At 60.5% G+C, this 21,262-nt stretch carries 16 protein-coding genes; 8 read left to right on the forward strand and 8 right to left on the reverse strand.

From position 1 onward, the window contains the following. Nucleotides 1-317 precede the first annotated feature (317 nt). The gene (locus J1G18_RS15520) at nt 318-776 is read right to left on the reverse strand and encodes an REP-associated tyrosine transposase (protein ID WP_098965430.1); all 459 of its coding nucleotides are present in this window, start codon (nt 774-776) and stop codon (nt 318-320) included. Between the two features lie 625 nt (nt 777-1,401). Here J1G18_RS15520 and J1G18_RS15525 point away from each other — a divergent pair. Next, nucleotides 1,402-2,820, forward strand: coding sequence for an amino acid permease (locus J1G18_RS15525; RefSeq protein WP_027612097.1), 1,419 nt, complete (start codon nt 1,402-1,404; stop codon nt 2,818-2,820). A 166-nt stretch (nt 2,821-2,986) separates the two neighbouring features. After that, nucleotides 2,987-4,474 carry a glucosyltransferase domain-containing protein gene (locus tag J1G18_RS15530; RefSeq protein WP_223008024.1) on the forward strand — a complete coding sequence of 496 codons (1,488 nt, stop codon included), beginning with the start codon at nt 2,987-2,989 and terminating at the stop codon, nt 4,472-4,474. A gap of 6 nt (nt 4,475-4,480) precedes the next feature. Here the strand turns inward: J1G18_RS15530 and J1G18_RS15535 are convergent, their stop codons facing one another. Next, nucleotides 4,481-6,100: an FMN-binding glutamate synthase family protein gene (locus J1G18_RS15535; protein ID WP_150368542.1), complete on the reverse strand. Its 1,620-nt coding sequence runs from the start codon at nt 6,098-6,100 to the stop codon at nt 4,481-4,483. Between the two features lie 241 nt (nt 6,101-6,341). Continuing rightward, complete coding sequence (locus J1G18_RS15540) at nt 6,342-7,142, reverse strand: helix-turn-helix transcriptional regulator (protein WP_223008025.1); 801 nt, start codon at nt 7,140-7,142, stop codon at nt 6,342-6,344. A gap of 125 nt (nt 7,143-7,267) precedes the next feature. Between J1G18_RS15540 and J1G18_RS15545 the strand changes: the two genes are divergently transcribed. Together J1G18_RS15545 and J1G18_RS15550 are read left to right on the forward strand one after the other, a co-directional pair. After that, entirely contained in the window at nt 7,268-8,089 is an 822-nt protein-coding gene (locus tag J1G18_RS15545; RefSeq protein ID WP_223008026.1) for a carbon-nitrogen hydrolase family protein, read from the forward strand. A gap of 207 nt (nt 8,090-8,296) precedes the next feature. After that, complete coding sequence (locus J1G18_RS15550) at nt 8,297-9,622, forward strand: APC family permease (protein ID WP_223008027.1); 1,326 nt, start codon at nt 8,297-8,299, stop codon at nt 9,620-9,622. Between the two features lie 6 nt (nt 9,623-9,628). Here J1G18_RS15550 and J1G18_RS15555 read toward each other — a convergent pair whose 3' ends face one another. From J1G18_RS15555 to J1G18_RS15575, 5 genes are read right to left on the reverse strand one after another with little or no spacing between them, the layout of a single operon-like run. Next, nucleotides 9,629-11,032, reverse strand: a complete 1,404-nt coding sequence (locus J1G18_RS15555) for an ATP-binding protein (RefSeq protein WP_123588571.1) — start codon at nt 11,030-11,032, stop codon at nt 9,629-9,631. Beyond that, a complete protein-coding gene (locus J1G18_RS15560) occupies nt 11,029-12,843 on the reverse strand; it encodes a DAHL domain-containing protein (RefSeq protein WP_134787251.1) in 1,815 nt (604 codons plus the stop codon). The genes J1G18_RS15555 and J1G18_RS15560 overlap by 4 nt, the downstream gene beginning before the upstream one ends. Further along, nucleotides 12,840-13,793 carry a cytochrome-c peroxidase gene (locus J1G18_RS15565; RefSeq protein ID WP_134787250.1) on the reverse strand — a complete coding sequence of 318 codons (954 nt, stop codon included), beginning with the start codon at nt 13,791-13,793 and terminating at the stop codon, nt 12,840-12,842. Before J1G18_RS15565 ends, J1G18_RS15560 begins: the two co-directional genes overlap by 4 nt. Before the next feature lie 40 nt (nt 13,794-13,833). Continuing rightward, nucleotides 13,834-15,708: a putative bifunctional diguanylate cyclase/phosphodiesterase gene (locus J1G18_RS15570; RefSeq protein ID WP_134787249.1), complete on the reverse strand. Its 1,875-nt coding sequence runs from the start codon at nt 15,706-15,708 to the stop codon at nt 13,834-13,836. Further along, a complete protein-coding gene (locus J1G18_RS15575; protein WP_223008028.1) occupies nt 15,705-17,969 on the reverse strand; it encodes an EAL domain-containing protein in 2,265 nt (754 codons plus the stop codon). The genes J1G18_RS15570 and J1G18_RS15575 overlap by 4 nt, the downstream gene beginning before the upstream one ends. A gap of 241 nt (nt 17,970-18,210) precedes the next feature. Here J1G18_RS15575 and J1G18_RS15580 point away from each other — a divergent pair, with 241 nt between their 5' ends. The 4 genes from J1G18_RS15580 (at nt 18,211) to J1G18_RS15595 (ending at nt 21,236) form a co-directional block, all read left to right on the forward strand. Then, on the forward strand, nt 18,211-19,572 hold the full coding sequence (locus J1G18_RS15580) for an HD domain-containing phosphohydrolase (protein WP_223008029.1): 1,362 nt from the start codon (nt 18,211-18,213) through the stop codon (nt 19,570-19,572). A 67-nt stretch (nt 19,573-19,639) separates the two neighbouring features. Continuing rightward, nucleotides 19,640-20,074, forward strand: coding sequence for an NUDIX hydrolase (locus tag J1G18_RS15585; protein ID WP_223008030.1), 435 nt, complete (start codon nt 19,640-19,642; stop codon nt 20,072-20,074). Nucleotides 20,075-20,097: 23 nt separating this feature from the next. Beyond that, on the forward strand, nt 20,098-20,736 hold the full coding sequence (locus tag J1G18_RS15590) for a LysE family translocator (RefSeq protein ID WP_096795594.1): 639 nt from the start codon (nt 20,098-20,100) through the stop codon (nt 20,734-20,736). A gap of 2 nt (nt 20,737-20,738) precedes the next feature. Continuing rightward, complete coding sequence (locus tag J1G18_RS15595; RefSeq protein ID WP_096795595.1) at nt 20,739-21,236, forward strand: GNAT family N-acetyltransferase; 498 nt, start codon at nt 20,739-20,741, stop codon at nt 21,234-21,236. The last annotated feature ends 26 nt before the right edge of the window (nt 21,237-21,262 follow it).

Raw genomic sequence — 21,262 nt, forward strand, 5'->3', positions numbered from 1 at the left:
TTGATCGGACTTGACTGAAGCTTAGACGGTGGTTGGTGATGGGGAAAAAAAAGTGCGGGGAAGCCATCTGAACAAAACTGGAGTCGCTGGCTATTTTGAGTGGAGGTTAACTGTGGTGAGGGGATTTATCTGTGGTGAGGGGATTTATCCCCGATGGGGCGCGAAGCGGCCCCTGAACAAGGGGCTACGCATTTTAATAGCTGGGCCTGCTGCGCAGTCCATCGGGGATAAATCCCCTCGCCACAGATAAGTCCCCTCACCACATTCAAATCTCCTGACCACAGATGAATTGACATGATTGAGTTTAGGTAATGGACCTAGAGCCAGCAGGCGTCCCAAAGCGGGTAGTCGCCAATCCGCTCTACCAATCCCGCCCGTAGCGGATTGGCGATGATGTACCGGGCGAATGGTTTCAAGTCCTCACCATCACGGATAGCGCGGTCGTGGAAACCGGTTTGCCACAATCGACCGCGCCGACCGGTTTTCCTGTTAACGGCTTGGGTGCAGCGCGCCTTTACCGCGCCAATGACTGTGCCAAGGTTGTCGCTTTTCAACTGCATCAACCAATGAAAGTGATCAGGCATGACCACCCAGGCGATGGACTCCACTAAGCCTTGTTCATGGGCGTGGCGGAACTCTGTAACCAATAATCGGCCTGTGCGCCAGTCGGAAAATACGGGTTGGCGGTCATATACAACTGAAGTAACGAAATAGGCTCGGTCTGTTTCGGAATGTCGGCCTAAACGAAGACGGTAAGTATTTGGTTTGACTGGCATGTTCGCTCCCTGCGTTCAGTCATCAAGGCCTGAAGGCTAGTGGCGGATTACTTGAGCCGGGTCTGTAAATGCCGTAGGAATTTTCGTTTTTCAGGCGGGGCGGGGAATATTGACGTCACGTGTGGCGAGGGGATTTATCCCCGATGGGGCGCGAAGCGGCCCTGACCAAGGGTGATCACATTTTAAGAGCTTGGGCCTGCTGCGCAGTCCATCGGGGATAAATCCCCTCACCACAGAAAGCTTTCAACGCAATAGGCCATATGAACTGAGGAGTACCGGTTTAGAGCTCTTTAATCTTCAATACCACCAAAGCAGGGCCATGACGGTGCACCATCATCGTGCAATACTCGCCGGGATTTTTTGTGGTGAATATTCCTACGCATATCAGGTAATATCTCTCCGCAAAGCGGCTTTTTGCCGAGACTTCTAGCTGAATGTTGTCACTTATAGAGTGAAAAGCCCTGTGGCAAGCTTTCTATACTGCACGCCCCGCTGATCTTGCAGGCAGGGTCCTGCATGACGTGTCTGCCCACGAAGCAGGCGCGGTGTCGGGAAGCTGAGGCCTATCGGTCGAGGCTTCGACACACGGTGGTCATATCCAATAACAAGACGAGGTTGTATCCCTATGCCAGTCGGCAATCACCTGCCCCATGGCGAGACCGCTCACGGCGGCCCGCTTAAACGCGAACTCGGCGAACGGCATATTCGCCTGATGGCACTCGGTGCCTGTATCGGCGTCGGCCTGTTTCTCGGCTCGGCCAAGGCCATTGAAATGGCCGGCCCGGCGATCATGCTGTCGTACATTCTCGGCGGCCTGGCGATCCTGGTGATCATGCGCGCCCTCGGCGAAATGGCCGTACACAACCCGGTGGCCGGCTCGTTCAGCCGCTATGCCCAGGACTACCTCGGCCCGCTGGCGGGCTTTCTCACCGGCTGGAACTACTGGTTCCTGTGGCTGGTGACCTGCGTCGCGGAAATCACCGCCGTTGCCGTGTACATGGGCATCTGGTTCCCCGATGTACCGCGCTGGATCTGGGCCCTCGCGGCGCTGATCAGCATGGGCTCGATCAACCTCATCGCGGTAAAAGCCTTCGGTGAATTCGAGTTCTGGTTCGCCCTGATCAAGATCGTCACCATCATCGCCATGGTCATCGGCGGCGTCGGCATCATTGCTTTCGGTTTCGGCAACGACGGCGTGGCGCTGGGGATTTCCAACCTGTGGGCCCACGGCGGCTTCATGCCCAACGGCGTGACCGGTGTGCTGATGTCCCTGCAAATGGTCATGTTCGCCTACCTCGGTGTCGAGATGATCGGCCTCACCGCCGGTGAAGCGAAGAACCCGCAGAAGACCATTCCCGATGCGATCGGCTCGGTGTTCTGGCGCATTCTGCTGTTCTACGTCGGCGCGCTGTTCGTGATCCTGTCGATCTACCCGTGGAACGAAATCGGCACCCAGGGCAGCCCGTTCGTGATGACCTTCGAGCGTCTGGGCATCAAGACCGCCGCCGGCATCATCAACTTCGTGGTGATCACTGCGGCGCTGTCGTCGTGCAACGGCGGCATCTTCAGCACCGGGCGCATGCTCTACAGCCTGGCGCAGAACGGCCAGGCCCCGGCCGGTTTCGCCAAGACCTCCAACGGCGTGCCGCGTCGGGCATTGCTGCTGTCGATTTTCGCGCTGCTGATCGGCGTGCTGCTCAACTACCTGGTGCCGGAGAAAGTCTTCGTCTGGGTCACCTCGATCGCCACCTTCGGCGCGATCTGGACCTGGGTGATGATCCTGCTGGCGCAACTGAAATTCCGCAAAGGCCTGAGCGCCAGCGAACGTGCCGGCCTGAAATACAAGATGTGGTTGTACCCGGTCAGCTCGTACTTCGCGCTGGCGTTTCTGGTGCTGGTGGTCGGCCTGATGGCGTACTTCCCGGACACCCGCGTGGCGCTGTATGTGGGGCCGGTGTTCCTGGTGCTGCTGACTGTGTTGTTCTACGTGTTCAAGCTGCAGCCGACCGGTGAAACGCAGGGTGCGGTGCGTTCGGTTTCGTAAGTCGACAGTACGGTGATACACAAGCCCCGGCCCATTGGTCGGGGCTTTTTTCATGGGCGCTTCAGAAGCTGTAACCGCCGGTCTGAAAGCGCGATACAAACCCAGAAGCAAGGCTCAAACCTGTATCACTCAGCAATCCCGCGCGGCAGTGAACCGAGGCGCGCACATGAGAACGAGCGCATTTCTCCAACGAGAACTCAGTCAGCGTCAGGTCGCGCTGTTCTTCCTGCTGGCTACCGCGTTGTACGTCCTGCCCCTGATCCTCGCCGACTTCCCCTACATCGACGACAACTGGCGCACGCTGGCCGCCGGCAATGCCTGGGCCGGGCAGGGGCGATTGTTTGCCGACTGGTTTTATCAAGCGCTGACGTTCACCGGCGCCGCGCCGAACATCTTTCCGTTGCCGCTGTTGCTCGCCGTCGTAGCGATGAGCCTGGCCCTGACGCGCCTGACCTTTCACTACTTTGCAGAACCGACGCTGGCCTGCTGTCTGGTGCCGTTGCCGCTCTGGTATAACCCGTTCCTGCTGCAGAATCTGTCCTATCAATACGACGGCCCGATCATGGCCCTGAGCATGGTCGCGGCGATCTACGCCATCACATTCGAAGGTTCATCGCGGGTGCAGCGCTGGCTGGTGCCTGCGGCGTTGCTGGCGCTGGCAATCGGTCTTTATCAGATCAGCTTCAATGTGTTTCTCGGGCTGTGTTGTGTCGAGTTGATCAGGGCTGTTCAGCGGCGAACGCAGGGGCCGGAGATTCTGCGGATGCTGGGCTGGAAACTCGCACAAGCGGGCCTGGGCATCCTGATCTACAGCGCCACGGCGTACCCGTTCATGGAAACGTTGCGAAAAACGGATCTGTTGAACCTGGACGCCGATCCGCTGTTGCAGATCGGCATCAATTTCGCTCGGCTCCTGGAGAAAGTCGCGCTGCTGTTTCACGGCGGCTACCCGTGGGTTTTCGCTGCGCTGGTGTTGTGTGCGATCGCCGGCTGTGTGCGCCTGATTCAGTACCGCCAGAACCGTTGGTCAACCCTGTTGCTGTGCTTGCTGACGCTGCCAGTGCTGGTCTTGCTGGTGCCGGGGATCACGCTGCTGTTCCGTGACTTCAATGAGGGCGCGCGCACCCTGATGGGGTTCGGCGTGTTGTTGCTGGGGTTGTTCTATCTGTCTCACGTTGCGTTGGCATCCGCGCACCGTCGCTTGCCCTTGCTGCTGATCATTGCGCTGCTGGCGACTCTCTCGCTGTCCTTCGCGTATGGCCGGGTGCTGAGCCTGCAGAAAACCTTCGCCAACAGCGCGCTGTACAGCCTGAGCCACGACATCGCCGCCCATCGCGAGTTGCGTGAAGCCAAGCGGATCTATCTCTCGGTGAGCTACTCCGAGCGCTGGCTGGCCAGTGCGACCGGTTCATTCAAACGGCTACCGGTTCTGAAGTATTTGCTCAACGTCGACTACTTCATGCTCGCGGAAAATCTGCCGTCAGCAGGCATTACCAACGTGGTCGCCGAACGCGAACGGCGCAACGCCACCCGCGTCGGCTATCAGGGGTTTCCAGCGCTGGTGGACAGCCTGTATTACCGGATTTACCTGATTGGCGATTACGGTTTCATCGTCATGAAAGAGCCGCCGCCCCACCGCCTGCTCAGTTGGTGACGAGGCTCAGGCTGCCGCCACTTCCTGCGGCTCAAAGCTGTCTGCTCGCGCCATCTGCCACATCCGCGAATAGAACTCGCCATTCACCTCACCCGTGAGCAATTCCCCCGGTTTCAGAAACACATGCAGCTGCGAGAACAGTTTGATCTCGGTCGCCGACATGCGGCGCACCAGGTGCTTGGCCGACAGTTGCGACGGATGCTCAAGACCGGCTGCCGCCAACATTTCCGCCAGCGCCTTGAGCGTGTTGCGGTGGAAGTTGTAGACGCGCTGAGCCTTGTCCGGGACGACGAGGGCGCGTTGGCGCAGAGCGTCCTGGGTGGCGACGCCGGTCGGGCATTTGTTGGTGTGGCAGCTTTGCGACTGGATGCAGCCGATGGCGAACATGAAGCCGCGCGCCGAGTTGGCCCAGTCGGCGCCGATGGCCAGCACGCTGGCGATGTCGAAGGCACTGACGATCTTGCCGCTGGCGCCGAGTTTGATCTTGTCGCGCAGGTTCAGGCCGACCAGGGTGTTGTGCACGAACAGCAGGCCTTCGCGCATCGGCACGCCGATGTGGTCGGTGAATTCGACCGGTGCGGCACCGGTGCCGCCTTCCTTGCCGTCGACTACGATGAAGTCCGGCAGGATGCCGGTTTCCAGCATGGCCTTGGCGATGCCCATGAACTCCCACGGATGTCCGAGACAGAACTTGAAACCCACCGGTTTACCGCCGGACAGTTCACGCAGTTGCTGGATGAAATGCATCATTTCGATTGGCGTGGAAAACGCGCTGTGGCGTGACGGCGAGATGCAGTCTTCGCCCATCATGATGCCGCGGGTGTCGGCGATTTCCTGGGTCACCTTGTGTTTTGGCAAGATCCCGCCGTGGCCCGGTTTGGCGCCCTGGCTCATCTTGATTTCGATCATCCGCACCTGCGGGTTCTGCGCCTGGGTGGCAAAGCGCTCCGGGTCGAAACGGCCGTCGCTGGTGCGGCAGCCGAAGTAGCCGCTGCCCAGTTCCCAGGTCAGGTCGCCGCCGTGTTCCCGGTGATACGGGCTGATGCTGCCTTCGCCGGTGTCGTGGGCGAAGTTGCCGAGCTTGGCGCCCTGATTCAGCGCGCGGATCGCGTTGGCGCTGAGCGAGCCGAAGCTCATCGCCGAGATGTTGAACACCGAGGCCGAATACGGCTGGGTGCACTGCGGGCCGCCGACGGTGACGCGGAAACTGTTGGGGTCGCTCAACGGTGCCGGGCGCATCGAGTGGCCGATGAATTCGAAGCCCGATTGATACACGTCGATCAGCGTGCCGAAGGGTTTGTCGGCGCTTTCATTTTTCGCCCGCGAGTACACCAGCGAACGCTGGGCGCGGGAGAAGGGCAGGGCGTCGCTGTCGGATTCCAGCAGGTACTGGCGGATCTCCGGGCGGATGCCTTCGACCAGATAGCGGATGTTGCCCAGGATCGGGTAGTTGCGGCGCACCGCGTGCGGGCTCTGCAGCAGGTCGAACAGACCGAGCAGGCTCAGCACGCCGGTGACGGCGGTGATCGGCCACAGCCAGTCGTGTTCGAGAAAGGGCAGGCTGGCGAGGGTGAAAATCACGCAGACGGCAAAGAAGGCGTAGCGGCTCAGGAGTGACAGGCTCATACGGTTTCCTTGGTTCGGACTCAATGGTTTGCAAACCTGTGGCAGCAGGCGGGCCTGTTGAAGAGATTTATTGTGGTGAGGGGATTTATCCCCGATGGGTGGCGAAGCCGCCCCAAAACCATTCACTGCGGTTTAACTGAAAGACCGCATGCATAGACTTGGGGCTGCTGCGCAGCCCATCGGGGATGAATCCCCTCACCACAGAGAATCTATCGACACAGGAAAGCATTTCCACGCGTTATCAGGCGTTCTGCGCCTGGAGAAAAATCGAAAACAGCTCCGACTGGGATTTGATCCCCAGCTTGCTGTACATGTGTTTCTTATGGACTTTCACGGTTTCTACGGAGATTTCCAGCTTACGGGCGATTTCTTTACTGGAGCAACCGCTGAGCATCAAACGCCCGACATCCAGCTCCCGGGCGGTCAGTTGCGCACCCTTGAGTTGTTGCACCGAGGCTTCCAGTTGCACCCGCCAGTCAGCGGGTGCAGGCGCGGTAGCGAGGGCCACGGTCTGGTTGATCTCGTACGGCAGGCGCTGACGCAACAGGCCCAGCACCCACGGCTGGATCAAAGACAGCAAAGCGATCTGTTCGCCAGTGAAACGTTTTTCACTGCCCAGCGACAGGCACAACGTGCGCTCGCCTTCGAGTTGGCAATTGAACTGGATTTCGTCGGCGACCACATTCAGACGAAAGTATCGCTGGTAATACTCGGTCAGCTCGAAATGCTCCGGCGCCACCTCGGACAGGCGGTACAACCCGGTGCGCGACTGCTCGCGGCAGGCGATGTAGAACGGGTCGAGCAGGTACAACCCGCGCAGATAATCCTGAAACAGCGGGTCGGGACTGCCGTCCTCGCCGGGGCATTCGGCGAACACCTGCGGGTGCTGATCGGCACTGAACAGCAGCACCACCCAACTATCGAACGCCACGTACTGGTCGAGCAGGCGCACCAGTTGCGCCCAGAAATTCGGCTTGTCCAGCGCGTCGATCAGTTGCCCGACGGCGCGGTGCCAGGTGATGTCATCAAACGAAACGGTCATGGATCTACCCCTATCGGGTTACCCCGGCCGCGTGATTCCCTGGCCGGTTGCTTGCTGCGCATACTGGCCCACAGACAGCCACCGGGCAATCTTTCAGCGCCCGGCCATGACCATAAGGACTCGCGATGAAAGTCGAACTCGCCCAACTGGCGGGCCGTGACAAAGACACGGCGTACAACCTCGAACGTGCCCTCGCGGCGATTGCCGCATGCGCCGTCGACACGCAATTGATCGTGTTCCCGGAAACCCACCTGATGGGCTTTCCGAGCGCCGACACTGTGGCGCAGATCGCCGAGCCGCTGGATGGCCCGACCGTCCGCGCGGTGCTGGCCGCCGCCCGCGAGCGCAACATCGCTGTGGTGATCGGCATGGCCGAAAACGACAACGGTCGCTTCTACAACACCACCCTGCTGATCACCCCCGAAGGCATCGCCCTCAAGTACCGCAAGACCCACCTCTGGGCTTCGGATCGCGGCGTGTTCGAACCCGGCGACCGCTATGCCACTTGCGAGTGGAACGGTGTGCGCGTCGGCCTGCTGATCTGCTACGACATCGAGTTTCCCGAATCCGCCCGCGCACTGGCGCAACTGGGCGCCGAATTGCTGATCGTGACCAACGGCAACATGGACCCGTACGCCCCGACGCACCGCACCGCAATCATGGCCCGCGCCCAGGAAAACCAGGCGTTTGCGCTGATGGTCAACCGCGTTGAGGCCGGGGATGACGGCTTGATGTTTGCCGGCGGCAGTGCGCTGGTGGATCCGCTGGGGGAATTGCTGTTCGAAGCGGGGCGTGAGGAAGGGCAGTTCAGCGTCGAGCTGGATTTCGACCGGTTGGAGGTTGCGCGCAAGGATTACCGCTACCTGGATGATCAGCGTTTGAAACTGCCGGGGGAGGTGGTGGAGCACGCTTCTGGATTGCGTGAGTTGCTGATTCCTGCGCGCTGATCCGGGTTCTGTGTCGGTCGGGCTGACGCCTTCGCGAGCAAGCTCGCTCCCACAGGGGAGCGCGGTCACTGTGGGAGCGAGCTTGCTCGCGAAGAGACCAGTCCAGACAACACACCTGCTTGATCCAAAAAACAACAAAGCCACACCCGAAATATTCGCCGAACTCGGCTCTGCCATAAATCCAATAACATTCGGAGTAAGTCGCCCATGGCTCGTTTGCAACGCACCCTGTCATTAGGGTCGGTGGTGCTGTTCGGCATCGCCTACATGACGCCGATCATTGTCCTCGGCACTTTCGGCATCCTCGCGCAATCCACCGCCGGCATGGTCCCGGCCGCGTATCTGGCGGCACTGGTGGCGATGTTCTTCACCGCCATGAGCTACGGGCGCATGGCCGCCGCGTTCCCGGTCGCCGGTTCCGCCTACAGCTACGTGCGCAAGGCGATCAGCCCCAAGCTCGGCTTCATCGCCGGTTGGGCGGTGCTGCTCGATTACCTGTTTTTGCCGATGGCGATCTGGCTGATCGGCGCGGCGTACCTCGCTTCGGCCTTCCCGTTGATCCCGCAGTGGATCTGGGTACTGGCGTTCATCGGCATCACCAGCGCGATCAATATCATCGGCCTGAAACTGGCCAACGGCATCAATGCCTTGCTGATGCTGGTGCAATTTCTGGTGCTGATCGCTTTCGTCGCGTTGTGCGTGCACTACGTCGGCGGCGATGCGCGCACGCCGTTGTGGTCGATCAAACCGTTTTTCAACGGCGACATGCAGATGCCGCTGATCATGAGCGGCGCGGCCATCGCCTGTTATTCGTTCCTCGGTTTCGACGCGGTCAGTACGCTGACCGAAGAGACCCGCGACCCACGCCGCACCATTCCACGGGCGATCATGTTGATTACGCTGATTGGCGGGCTGATCTTCGTCGGGGTGTCGTACTTTGTGCAGATCGCCCACCCGTCATTCCAGTTCGACAGCGTCGATTCGGCGGCCTATGAAATTGCGCGCAACATCGGCGGCGATCTGTTCGTCTCGATCTTCCTCATTGGCTTGATCGTCGGCCAGTTCGCCTCGGGGTTGTCGGCCCAGGCCAGCGGTTCGCGTCTGCTGTTTGCGATGGGCCGCGACGGCGTGTTGCCCAAGTCATTTTTCGGCACCTTGCATGCGCGCTTTGGCACACCGGTCAACAGCATCCTGCTGTGTGCAGTGGTGGCGTTGCTGGCGCTGAAACTCGACGTGACCACGTCCACTTCGTTCATCAACTTCGGCGCGTTCCTGGCGTTCAGTCTGGTCAACCTGTCGGTGATCTTTCATTACTGGATCGGCGGCGAGAAAAAGGGCCCGCGTGAGCTGGTGCTGTTTCTGATCTTCCCGTTCATCGGGTTGGTGGCGGACTTGTGGCTGATGGTCAACCTGGATCACCTGGCGGTGTATCTGGGCCTGAGCTGGCTGGCGATTGGCGTGGTGTATCTGGCGGTGCTCACGGGGGGCTTTCGTCGTCAGCCGCCGGAGATGGATTTTCAGGAAGCGACCTGAGACACCTCAGGCTGCGGGTCGGCTCTGGCGCATCGGTAACTCGATGCGAAAGGTTGTGCCTACGCCCGGTTCGCTGCGGACTGAAATGTCGCCACCGTGTTTTTTCACGATGCCGTAAGACAGGGACAGGCCAAGCCCGGTGCCCTGACCGACCGGTTTGGTGGTGAAAAACGGATCGAAGATTTTCTGCAGGATGTCCGGCGCGATCCCCGCGCCGGTATCCGCGACTTCCACCCAGGCCGTGTCCTGCTGCTGCCCGGTACGCAAAGTGATGGTGCCGCGCTCGGGCCCCATGGCCTGCGCCGCGTTGACCACCAGATTCATGATCACCTGATTGATTTGTGAGGGCAGGCACTCGATGTCCGGCAGTGGCTGATATTCCTTGATCACATCGGCCTTGTACTTGAGTTCGCTGGCGACAATATTCAGCGTCGAGTCGATGCCTTGTTGCAGATTGGCCCACTGCCATTGCTGATGGGTATCGACCCGGGAGAAATCTTTCAGATCCTTGACGATCTGTCCGACCCGGCCAATGCCTTCCTTGGATTCGCGGATCAACACCGGAATGTCTTCGAGCAGAAAATCCAGATCGGCGTCTTTGCGCAGTTGCTCAAGCCGGGCCACGGATTCGCTGTCCGGCGTGGGGCCAAGCGTCTGCCAGGCATCGAGTACGCTCAACAATTGGTTGAAGTAGCCGTCGAGGGTGCCGAGGTTGGAGGAGATGAAGCCGATCGGGTTATTGATTTCATGGGCCACTCCGGCCGCCATTTGCCCCAGTGACGCAAGCTTTTCCGACTGCACCAACTGACTTTCCAGTTGCTTGCGTTCATCTATTTCGCGCTGCAGTTCTTCGCTGGCCTGCTTGAACTGCGCGGTACGCTGATCCACCAGATGTTCCAGGTGATGCATCTGCAACGAGGCCCGTTCGGTCATCTGCCATTTGGTCAGCAGGGTGTTGGCCATCTGCTGCACTTCGATGTTGTCGAACGGCTTTTTCAGGATCAATAACCGGTCATGCGCCTGCAGACGTTCGAGCAGTTCATCCCAGGAATAATCCGAGTAGGCGGTACACACCACCACCTGCAACAGCGGGTCTTGCTGCCATAGATGCTCGATGGTTTTTGCGCCGTCCCAGCCGTCGGGCATGCGCATGTCGACGAAGGCCAGCGCGTAAGGGCGTTGTTCCTGCAAGGCCTGCATCAGTTTGCCCAGACCTTCCTCGCCGCCGTAGGCCGAGTCCAGCTCGAACGGCGGACGTTCGGCGCGAATCTGAGCGCCAAACAGTGCAGCTTCCATCTCGTCCAGTTCCACTGACTGAGCTGCCGGTGGCGCGAGGATCTTGCGGAAGTCTTCATGAATCGACGGCATATCGTCGATCAGCAGAATGCGGCGGTTCGACAACTCGCTCATGCGTTCTCCGTGACGCTGATCAGGGGGATCTGCAAGGTGAACAGCGCGCCTTTGCCCGGTCCGTCGCTGTGCGCGGTGAGGTGCCCGTTCATCTCGATGGCCGCCAGCGCGCAGCTGTGCAGACCGAAGCCATGACCTTCCTTGCGGGTGGTGAAACCGTGGGCAAAGATCCGCGTCATGTTTTCCGGCGCGATGCCTTCGCCGTCGTCCCTGACGCTGATTTCGAGGAAGTTGTCATCGACGATCCTTACCGCCAGGGTCATGGTGCGGGGGCGGTTGCTGAGGTCAGACATCGCGTATTTGGCGTTGCTGATGAGGTTGATCAGGATCAACAGCAAACGGTGTTTGTCGCCCATCACCTGCGGCACCTCGGCGTACTCCTTGACCACCGTGACGTGATGCCGGGTCAGGGCCCCGGCGTTCATGCGCAGCGCATCTTCGAGCAGCTCGTTGATAAACAGCGGCTCGGTCATGCTGTTGGCGCCGGCATAGGATTGCTGGGTGGCGACGATGTCCTTGATGTGATCGACGCTTTTGTTCATCTGGTTCAGTTCGTCGACCATTTCCTGCTGTTCCTGGGCAATCGCGCCGACCAGCTGGTTGAGATAACCGGGGAGCAATTTGCCCTTGGCGTCTTCGCTGAGAAAGGCGCCGAGGTCGTGCGGGTGCTCGTTGATCAGTTGCATCGCCTTGCCCAGGCCCTGGGTCTTGCTGCTGCGCAGCTTGCGCGCGATCAGATCGCTGGAAATGTTCACGCTGTTGAGCACGTTGCCGACGTTGTGCAGCACGTTGGTGGCGATTTCCGCCATGCCGGCCTGACGTGCAGCGTCGAGCAGCTCGCTCTGGGCGTTCTTGAGTTCCCGGGTGCGCTCCTCGACGCGTTGCTCCAGTGCATCGTTGGCGGTTTGCAGGGCCGTATTGACCCGATTGATCTCGGCGAAACTGCCGATCAGGCGGATGGCCAGCCACACCAGCGACAACATCAGCAGCACCGAGAACAGCAGCAGGTAGAAATGGTATTGGCGGTCGACCTGATCGACACGCTGTTGATCGCGATCGAGCATGGTGGTGATGTTGTCGAGGCGTTCGGCGACGGGAATGTTTTCGATGCTTTCGAGCAACTGATTGACCAGTGGCTGCTCGCGAGCGATCAGGCTGATGTGGTTGCTGAGGATTTTGACCGGGGTTTGAAACGCCTGCGGCAGGCGCTGTGCGTTGACGGTCAGTTTGTTCAGACCCACCTCGATGTCGGCGGCCCGGTCATCGGAGGTGACCTGGGCAAACTCCAGCGCACTGAGCAGCAGGTCGTAGGTATCGGTGGTGATGTTCTCCAACTGGGATTTATCGAAGTCCGACAGGTTGGCCAGTTGTTGCTGAATGTCGTCTTCGGCGGTGGGCAAAAACGCCAGAGAGTTGCGCAGCAAGGCGTTGTGCGATTTGAACTGTTCGACCAGCCGGGTTTTTTCCTGCATCGCTTGCAGGAAACTCTCATAGGCCTCGTTCCACTGCGTCGAATCGTTTCGACCATGCCCCGATTCTATGGCGTCGAAGCGCTCCCAGAGCCGGTTCATCTCGTTCATCGGCGACACCAGCGGATCATAGTTGTGGGTCAGCGCCACCCGCGCCTTGAGGATCTCGTTTTCCCACAGCGAATTCTGCTGTTTGATCTGCCGGATCAGATCCCGCGACTCGGTGTATGTCATGGTCTGGTCGGAGCTGGACTTGAAGTACAGAAACAGCAGGATCGAGGCCAACGCGAGGACGACCAGTGTGAGCAACAACAGACTACGGCGACGGGAAATGTTGATCATGGCTTGCCTTCCCTTTGGCCGGTCAGGGTCTTGAGAAACAGAACGATCTGCATTTTGTCGTCTTCGGTCGGCTTGCGTCCCAACTGATACTGGAACATCACATCCACGGCTCGTTCGAGGGTAGGCGCTGACCCGTCGTGAAAATACGGTGCGGTCAGCGCGACGTTGCGCAGGCTCGGCACTTTGAAAAATTCACGATCCGCTTCGTCTCGAGTGACGTTGAAGCGGCCCTGATCGGCCACGGTCGGGTTGCCGCGATCGGCAATGTAATCACCGAACACGCCAAACTTCTGGAACATGTTGCCGCCGATGTTCACCCCTTGGTGACAGGAGATACAGCCGTACTCCTTGAAGCGCTGATAACCGTATTTTTCGTCCAGCGTGAGGATGTCGGTATTGCCCAGCAGGTACTGATCGAAGCGTGAGTTGGGGGTCAGCAAGGTACGTTCGAAACTGGCCAGCGCCTGCTGGATGTTGGTCTTGGTCACGCCGTCCGGGTAGGTGGCGGCGAAATCGCGGCGGTAATCGGCGTCGTTGGCGATCCGCTCGACGACCGTGCTCCAGTCGCTGCCCATTTCATGGGGGCTGGTGATGACGACATTGCTCTGTTCTTCCAGCGTCTCGACGCGGCCGTCCCAGAACTGGCGGAAATTCAGGCTGGCGTTGAACACGGTCGGTGTGTTGACCGCCACCGGTTTGCCGTCGAACCCCAGCGAGAGCGCCCGGCTGTCGGCACCGTTCTTGTCCAGTTGGTGGCAACTGGCACAGGACAGTGTGTTGTTGATCGACAAGCGTGGCTCGTGGAATAACCGACGTCCCAGTTCCACGCGCCGGGCGTCCTGCTGTGGCACGGCGGGCAACGGTTTGAGCGGCTCGTCCAGCGGGTCGGCACTGGCCCCGGCGCAGAGTCCGCACAGCAGCAGCGTCATGGCGGGACGGAACAGGTTCATCGGCAATCGTCTCCTTGACTCAAGGCCGGTATCGAGGCGTTCATCGCGCCGTCCACGGTGGCGGGGCTGCGCTGGCCAGCCAGTGCGCAAAGTCGTCAGCCGGTAATGCCTTGCTGAAAAAGTAGCCCTGACCTTCTTCGCAGTCGTGGGCCTTGAGGAACGCCAGTTGCTCGGCGGTTTCGATGCCTTCGGCGATGACGTTGAGCCCCAGACTCCTGCCCAGGCTGATGATGGCGCTGACCAGTGCCGCATCGTTGCTGTCGTTGCACAGACCGCGAATGAACGACTGGTCGATCTTCAGCACATCAATCGGAAACCGGCGCAGGTAACTCAGGCTGGAATAGCCGGTGCCGAAGTCATCGATGGCCAAGCGGGTGCCCAGCGCCTTCAAACGATTGAGCGCTACCATCGTTGTTTCGACGTTCTGCATCAGCACACCTTCGGTGATCTCGATCTCCAGCCAGTCAGGGGCCAGGCCTGTCTGCTCAAGCACGCGTTCGACGCCCGCAACGAAGTCACGCTGGCGAAAATCGATGGGTGACATGTTCACCGACATGCGGATCGGCGGCAGACCGGCTGTTTGCCAGGCGCGGGTCTGGCGACAGGCTTCGCCCAGTACCCATTTGCTCAAGGGCACGATCAGTCCACTGTCCTCGGCCACCGGAATGAACTCCGCCGGGTAGATCCAGCCGTGTCCCGGTTTCTGCCAGCGTATCAGCGCTTCGGCGCCGACCACGGTGCCGCTGCGCAGGTCGATTTTCGGCTGATAGTGCAGGACAAACTCGTGCTCGTGCAGAGCGCGGCGAATGCCCGACTCGATGCTGTGCTGCTCGCGGGCGTGCTGGTTCATGGCTTCGATGAAGAAGCCAACGCTGTCAGGGCCGTGTTCCTTGACGTTGCGCATCGCCGTCTCGGCTTTCTTGATCAGCTCGGTGGCTTCGAGGCCGTCATCGGGGTAGACGCTGATGCCGACGCTGGCGGTGACGCTGACGTCATGCCCGGCTATCGTCTGCGGCAGGCGAATGGCGGCCAGCAGTTTTTCCGCGACGCCGTGGGTTTGCTGGGGATGGTTGATGTCGCCGAGGATCACCACGAACTCGTCCGAGCCATAGCGAAACACCGAGTCGGAATCACGCACGCATGACAGCAGTTGGCGGGCGGTGCGTTTGAGCATTTCATCGCCCGCTGGATGGCCCAACGCGTTGTTGATGCGCTTGAAGCGATCCAGACCGAGAAACATCACCACCAGTTGCTTGTCATGGCGCCGGCAGACAGCCATGGCCTGGCTCAGGCGATCACCCAGCAGGGTGCTGTTGGGCAGCTCCGTGAGGCTGTCGTATTGCAACAGATGCGAGACCTTGAGCAATTCGTGAACCCGCGCCTCGATGGTCTGCTCAAGGCTGAGCATCTTCAGCGCCGCGTCCTGCGCCAGTTGCCATTTCCAGGTCAGGGCGTTGGCCATCTGACGGATTTCCAGACTGTCGAACGGCTTTTTCAGTATCAGCAACTGGTCGCCGAATTCCAGCCGTTCGGCCATCGCTTCCCAGCTGTAGTCGCTGTACGCGGTGCACAGGGCAACCTGCAGATTTGGATCGACACGCCATAGCTGCTCGATGGTTTCCAGGCCATCCCAGCCCGGTGGCATGCGCATGTCGATGAACGCCAGAGCATACGGGTTGCCGCTGGCCAGCGCGTGTTTGACCAGGGCCAGGGCTTCCTGGCCCTGATAGGCGGAATCGAGCTGGAAGGTCAGGTGCGGCGATTGGCGGGTACCGAACAGCGTCTGTTCCAACTGATGCAAGTCGACGTCGTCCTGCGCCTGCGGGGCCAGAATCTTGCGAAAGTCTTCATGAATCGCTGGCGTGTCATCGATGATCAGGATGCGCCGGTTGGTCTGGGGGAAGGCCGTTTTCATGCCTCATCCTCCTTGGGGGAGGGCGCCGCGCGGGGCACGTCCCGGAGCAGCCGGCCCGCCTGTTCGGCGCTGACCGCTTCGCTGAAATACAACCCCTGTGCGCTGGGCAGCGGTGCTTCGGCACGGGGTACATCGGGTCGATTCAGGGGTGTCTGGCCTTCGGCGATGATGCCGATGTCCAGATCCCGGGCGAAATTGACGATCGCTCGCAGGGCGTTGGCTCCGGCCACATCCTGGGACGCGCTGGCGATAAAGCTCTGGGCCAGTTTGAGGTGATTGACCCGGTAGGTTTTCAGGTAATCGAACGAGGAATATTCGGTGCCGAAATCATCGATGGCAATCGCCACGCCCAGCTCACGCAGGCGCGGCAATGCATCGTTGTGGGTCCACTTGGTCTGGGCCAGCGTGGCTTCGGTGACATCGAATCGCAGGTCCCAGGGGGCGAGTTCCCAGCGTGCGGTGGTGCGCAGAACGTCATAGATCAGTTCGGGGCCGCTCTTGAGCTGTGCCAGGGAAATCTTGATCGCCATCACCGGCGGGGCGACCCCGTCATTTCGCCACAGGTGCATCTGGTGGCAGGCGTGATTCAGTACCCAGCGTCCGAGCGGAATGATCGCGCCGGTTTTCTCCGCTATCGGTACGAAGGCGGAGGCAGGCAGCAGGCCGAGGCGCGGATGTTGCCAGAGGATTTGCGCCTCCATGCCCAGAATCCTGCCGCTGTGCAGGTCAATCTCCGGTGCGTAATGCAGCAACAGTTGATTGCCCTGAAGGGCGCTGGTCAATTCGTCGACGAGGGTCATGCGTTCGGCCACTTCCCGCGAGATGTCCTCGGAGTGAAAGTGATACTGGTTGCGCCCCATTTCCTTGGCACGGTACAGCGCCATGTCGGCCTGGCTTAGCAGGCTGTCGGCGTCGAGACTGAGCTCGCTGTAACTGCTGATGCCGATGCTCACCGAAATGTGCAACGCATTGCCGGCCAGGTTGTAGGGCGCCAGCAGCGTGTCGCGGATATTGGCCGCCATGGCGGCTGATTGGGTCGGATCGCTGACGTCCAGTTGCAGGATCGCGAATTCATCGCCGCCCAGGCGCGCCACCACGTCGCTTTCGCGCACGCCTGATTTGATGCGGCGGGCGACTTCCTGCAGCAGCAGATCGCCCACCGGGTGGCCCAAGGTGTCGTTGATCCGTTTGAAGTGGTCAAGATCCAGATAAAACACCGCAAACGGCGCGGCCCCCCGACGCGCGGCGGCGAAGGCCTGATGCAGGCGTTCGATCAGCGTGGCGCGATTGGCCAGGCCTGTCAGGCCGTCGGAGCGCGCCAGCAACGCCAGTTTTTCCTCGGCCACGCGGCGCTCGGTGATGTCGAGGATGATGCCTTCGACTTCCAGCAGACGGCCGTCATCATCGCGCACCGGGATATAGCGGTTTTCCACCCAGCGCCAGGTGCCCTGGCCGGTTCTCAGGCGAAATTCGATCGACGCGCCCGACGCATGCCGATCCAGCACCCGCGCCATGGCGGCATCGACGCTGGCCTGATCGTCCGGGTGAATCAGTTCCTGCGCCCAGTTGGGCGAGCGCAGCAGGTCGGCGGCGACATGGCCGTAACGGGTGATGTTGTGGGAGATGTACATCAGGGCAAACGACGGATCGCCGCGCAGCCGGTACAGGATGGTCGGGCTGTTCTGCACAATCATGTTGGCGTCGGACAGCTCGCGGGTGCGCGCCTGAACCGCCTGTTCCAGCTGGTTCATTTTCAGCTCGGCGTCTTCGGTCATCTGCCATTTGACCGTGAGCGCGCTGGCCATCTGCCGGATCTCGATCGCGTCGAACGGCTTTTTCAGAATCAGCAAGCGGTCATTGAGTGCCAGACGCTGGTCGATGTCTTCCCAGGAATAGTCGGAATACGCCGTGCACAGCGCGACTTGCAGCTTGGGGTCGACTTGCCACAACCGTTCGATGGTCTCCAGGCCATCCCAGCCTGGCGGCATGCGCATGTCGATGAACGCCATGGCGTAGGGGCGGTTTTCAGCCAGCGCGGCTTCGAGTTTTTCCAGCGCTTCGCGGCCCTGAAAGGCCGAGTCCAGCTCGAAATGCTGGGACGGTGTCGCGGACGGGGTGCCAAACAACAGATTCTCGGTTTCGCCCAGGCCGTCATCAGCGGGGACGAGCGGGCAGAGAATCTTGGCGAAATCGCCATGGATCGACGGGCTGTCGTCGACGATGAGCACTCGGCGATTGATCTGCGCTGTTGGCTGGTTCATGCCGCGCCGCCCATGAGGCCGCTGGCGGGTGTCATCCGGGGCATCCTTTTCCCTCGCAACTTGTCGGTTCGACCGATGGAGTATTGCGCCGTGTTCAGCATAGTCGTCCCGGCGCGACGCCGTGGCCTGTGAGCGAAGATTTGCGTGAATGCAGTCAAAAATCATCTAGCCTTGGACTCAGGCGCGGGCCAGTGAGGCGGTCGGTCGATGTGTCTTTAACCCTGTTTCTTGAGGCCAAGCCATGGAAGAGCAATCCGCCCCTTTGCCGATACATCGACCCAAGGTGTTGCTGGTCGATGACGAGGAATCGATCCTCAACAGCCTGCGTCGTCTGCTGCGGGGACAACCCTATGACGTCCTGTTGGTGACCAGCGGTGCCCAGGCGCTGGAGATGCTGGAGCAGCAGCCCGTGGACCTGGTGATGAGCGATGCGCGCATGCCGAACATGGATGGCGCCTCGTTACTGGCGCATGTCCGCCAACGCTATCCGGCGACCGTGCGCATCATGCTCACCGGTTATGCCGACCCGTCGGCAATCATCAAGGCGATCAACGACGGGCAGATTCACCGCTACATCAGCAAACCGTGGAATGACGAGGAGTTGCTGCTGATCCTGCGCCAAGCCCTCGAACACCAGCATTCCGAGCAGGAGCGCCAACGTCTGGAACGCCTGACCCGGGTGCAGAACGACCAGCTCAAGCTGCTCAACAGCACCCTGGAAAAGCACGTCGCGGCGCGTACCGCCGAGTTGCAGCAGACCGCCGACATGCTTGACCTGGCCTACGAAGAACTCAAACACAGCTATGTCACCGGCACCGAAGTGTTCTCGCTGCTGGCCAATCTGCGTCTGCCACCTGCCAAGCAGACCAACCGGCAGATCATCGAACTGGTGCGCAGCTACTGCAAACAGCACGGTCTGGACGAGGCCTCAAGCCGCGATCTGACCATGGCCGCCGCGCTGTACAACATCGGCAAACTGAGCTGGACCGACGGCATGATGACCACGCCTTCGGACTTGCTGCGTCACACCGATCGCGAGCGTTATCGCAGCTATCCGAAGCAGAGCGAATCTCTGTTGATGACGCTTGACCCGATGAAGGACGCGGCGCGCCTGATCCTGCATCACCAGGAGCGCTGGGACGGCAGCGGTTTTCCTGACCGGCTCAAGGGCGAGGCGATTGCGTTGGGGTCGCGGTTGCTGAAACTGGCAGTGGATTTCGTCGAGTTGCAACGCGGCCTGATCCTCGAACGGCATTTGAACAGCGACGAAGCGTTGCTCTATCTGCGGCAGTACGCCGGGCGTTTGTATGATCCCGAGCTGGTCGAAGATTTCATTCAGGTGTGCGCGGCATTTCTGGACGACGTCACCCTCGCCGACCCGTCGGTCAAGGTGCTGACCACCCGGGACCTGGCGGCAGGGATGATTCTGGCGCGCAATCTGAATGCCGATAACGGCATGCTGCTGCTCAACGCCGGCAAGGTGCTCAGCGCGCTGCTGGTGGAAAAGCTGATTGCCTTCGAAGCCATGGAGGGCGGCAAATACAAGATATTCGTCAAGCTGCCCGAGGAGGATGAAACCGCGCTCAAGGCTCAGGGGGAGTGACCTGTGAGGTGACTGAATCAGGCCGGGCATGGGATCCTTGCGGTTTTTCCAGGCCGGTGGCTGACCCATGACCTCTGCATCCGTTGTCGCTCCAAACCTCATCCGTATCGCCGCTGCGCTGTTGCTCAACGCCGAAGGCCAGACTCTGCTGGTGCGCAAGCGCGGCACCACGGCGTTCATGCAACCGGGCGGCAAGATCGAAGCCCATGAGTTGCCGGTGCACGCACTGGCCCGCGAGCTGGAAGAAGAGCTGGGCCTGCAAATCGACCCGGCGCAGGCCTGCTTCCTTGGCCAGTTCTCGGCGCCGGCAGCCAACGAGCCGGGATTCGTCGTGCAAGCGGAGATTTTTCAGCTGACCATCGACGCCGATGTGACGCCCGCTGCCGAAATCGAGGAAGTGATCTGGATTGATCCCGCCACTGATCCTGCTGTGGTTCTGGCGCCATTGACACGCGACCTGATCCTGCCGTTTTATCGCAGCTCACTGACGGCGCTCGCCTGATCATTCACGCAAAGGACATTGCCATGATCCCGCTTCAAGACCTGCTGATCTTCGCCGCCGCCGCGCTGTTGATGGTACTGACGCCGGGGCCGAACATGATCTACCTGATCTCGCGTTCGATCTGTCAGGGACGCAAGGCCGGAGTCACCTCGTTGCTCGGTGTGGTCGCGGGATTTTTCGTGCATATGTTTGCCGCGGCCGCCGGCTTGACCGCGGTGTTTCTGGCGGTGCCGCTGGCTTATGAAGTGCTGAAGTGGGCCGGTGCGCTGTATCTGCTGTGGCTGGCCTGGCAAGCGGTCAGACCCGGTGCGCGCTCGCCGTTCGAAGCGCAGCAACTGCCGGCGGATTCGTCGCGCAAACTGATCACCATGGGCTTTCTTACCAGCGCCCTGAACCCGAAAATCGCCGTGTTTTACCTCTCGGTGTTTCCGCAATTCATCAGCCCCGAACACGGTTCTGTGTTCACCCAGAGCATCATTCTTGGCCTGACCCAGATCAGCGTCAGTTTCAGCGTCAATCTGCTGATCGCGCTGTTCGCGGCGGGCATCGCGTCGTGGTTCGTGCGCAATCCGACATGGCTGGCGCTGCAGCGTTACTTCATGGGATTTGTACTCGCCGGTCTGGCGGTGCGTCTGATGCTTGAACAACGCAGGACGGCCTGAGCATGTGGATCGAACGCCTCGACGCCAGTCATGCCCTGGCTTACCGCGAGCTGATGCTCGAAGCCTACGACCGCCATCCGCAGGCCTTCACCTCCAGCGTGCGCGAGCGCGCGGTGATGCCGCTGAGCTGGTGGGAAGCGCGGCTGACCAGCAAGCTCGACGTGGTGCTCGGTGCGTTCGAGGAAGGCACACTGGCCGGCATCGTCGGCCTGGCATTCGAGCCGCGAGAAAAGGCCCGCCATAAGTCGACCCTGTTCGGCATGTACGTCTCAGCCGATTTTCGCCAGCACGGCCTGGGCCATGCATTGGTGCAGGCCGCCATCGCCGAAGCACACACCCATCCTGCACTGAAACTCATCCAACTGACCGTCACCGCCGGCAACGACGCCGCGTTCTCCCTGTACCAACGCTGCGGCTTCATCCAGTTCGGCCTTGAGCCGCTGGCGGTGCGGGTCGGCGAAGACTACTTCGACAAGATCCACATGTGGCGACAACTCTGATCGTCCCCCTAAGTGAGAGGTTTTTG

It is taken from the genome of Pseudomonas sp. MIS38 (assembly GCF_019891575.1).
Taxonomy (GTDB): domain Bacteria; phylum Pseudomonadota; class Gammaproteobacteria; order Pseudomonadales; family Pseudomonadaceae; genus Aquipseudomonas; species Aquipseudomonas putida_A.

What these genes read in the sequence shown, in the direction of transcription:
- J1G18_RS15520 (WP_098965430.1), bottom strand. Translation starts at nt 776, where the DNA reads ATGCCAGTCAAACCAAATACTTACCGTCTTCGTTTAGGCCGACATTCC.
- J1G18_RS15525 (WP_027612097.1), top strand. Translation starts at nt 1,402, where the DNA reads ATGCCAGTCGGCAATCACCTGCCCCATGGCGAGACCGCTCACGGCGGC.
- J1G18_RS15530 (WP_223008024.1), top strand. Translation starts at nt 2,987, where the DNA reads ATGAGAACGAGCGCATTTCTCCAACGAGAACTCAGTCAGCGTCAGGTC.
- J1G18_RS15535 (WP_150368542.1), bottom strand. Translation starts at nt 6,100, where the DNA reads ATGAGCCTGTCACTCCTGAGCCGCTACGCCTTCTTTGCCGTCTGCGTG.
- J1G18_RS15540 (WP_223008025.1), bottom strand. Translation starts at nt 7,142, where the DNA reads ATGACCGTTTCGTTTGATGACATCACCTGGCACCGCGCCGTCGGGCAA.
- J1G18_RS15545 (WP_223008026.1), top strand. Translation starts at nt 7,268, where the DNA reads ATGAAAGTCGAACTCGCCCAACTGGCGGGCCGTGACAAAGACACGGCG.
- J1G18_RS15550 (WP_223008027.1), top strand. Translation starts at nt 8,297, where the DNA reads ATGGCTCGTTTGCAACGCACCCTGTCATTAGGGTCGGTGGTGCTGTTC.
- J1G18_RS15555 (WP_123588571.1), bottom strand. Translation starts at nt 11,032, where the DNA reads ATGAGCGAGTTGTCGAACCGCCGCATTCTGCTGATCGACGATATGCCG.
- J1G18_RS15560 (WP_134787251.1), bottom strand. Translation starts at nt 12,843, where the DNA reads ATGATCAACATTTCCCGTCGCCGTAGTCTGTTGTTGCTCACACTGGTC.
- J1G18_RS15565 (WP_134787250.1), bottom strand. Translation starts at nt 13,793, where the DNA reads ATGAACCTGTTCCGTCCCGCCATGACGCTGCTGCTGTGCGGACTCTGC.
- J1G18_RS15570 (WP_134787249.1), bottom strand. Translation starts at nt 15,708, where the DNA reads ATGAAAACGGCCTTCCCCCAGACCAACCGGCGCATCCTGATCATCGAT.
- J1G18_RS15575 (WP_223008028.1), bottom strand. Translation starts at nt 17,969, where the DNA reads ATGAACCAGCCAACAGCGCAGATCAATCGCCGAGTGCTCATCGTCGAC.
- J1G18_RS15580 (WP_223008029.1), top strand. Translation starts at nt 18,211, where the DNA reads ATGGAAGAGCAATCCGCCCCTTTGCCGATACATCGACCCAAGGTGTTG.
- J1G18_RS15585 (WP_223008030.1), top strand. Translation starts at nt 19,640, where the DNA reads ATGACCTCTGCATCCGTTGTCGCTCCAAACCTCATCCGTATCGCCGCT.
- J1G18_RS15590 (WP_096795594.1), top strand. Translation starts at nt 20,098, where the DNA reads ATGATCCCGCTTCAAGACCTGCTGATCTTCGCCGCCGCCGCGCTGTTG.
- J1G18_RS15595 (WP_096795595.1), top strand. Translation starts at nt 20,739, where the DNA reads ATGTGGATCGAACGCCTCGACGCCAGTCATGCCCTGGCTTACCGCGAG.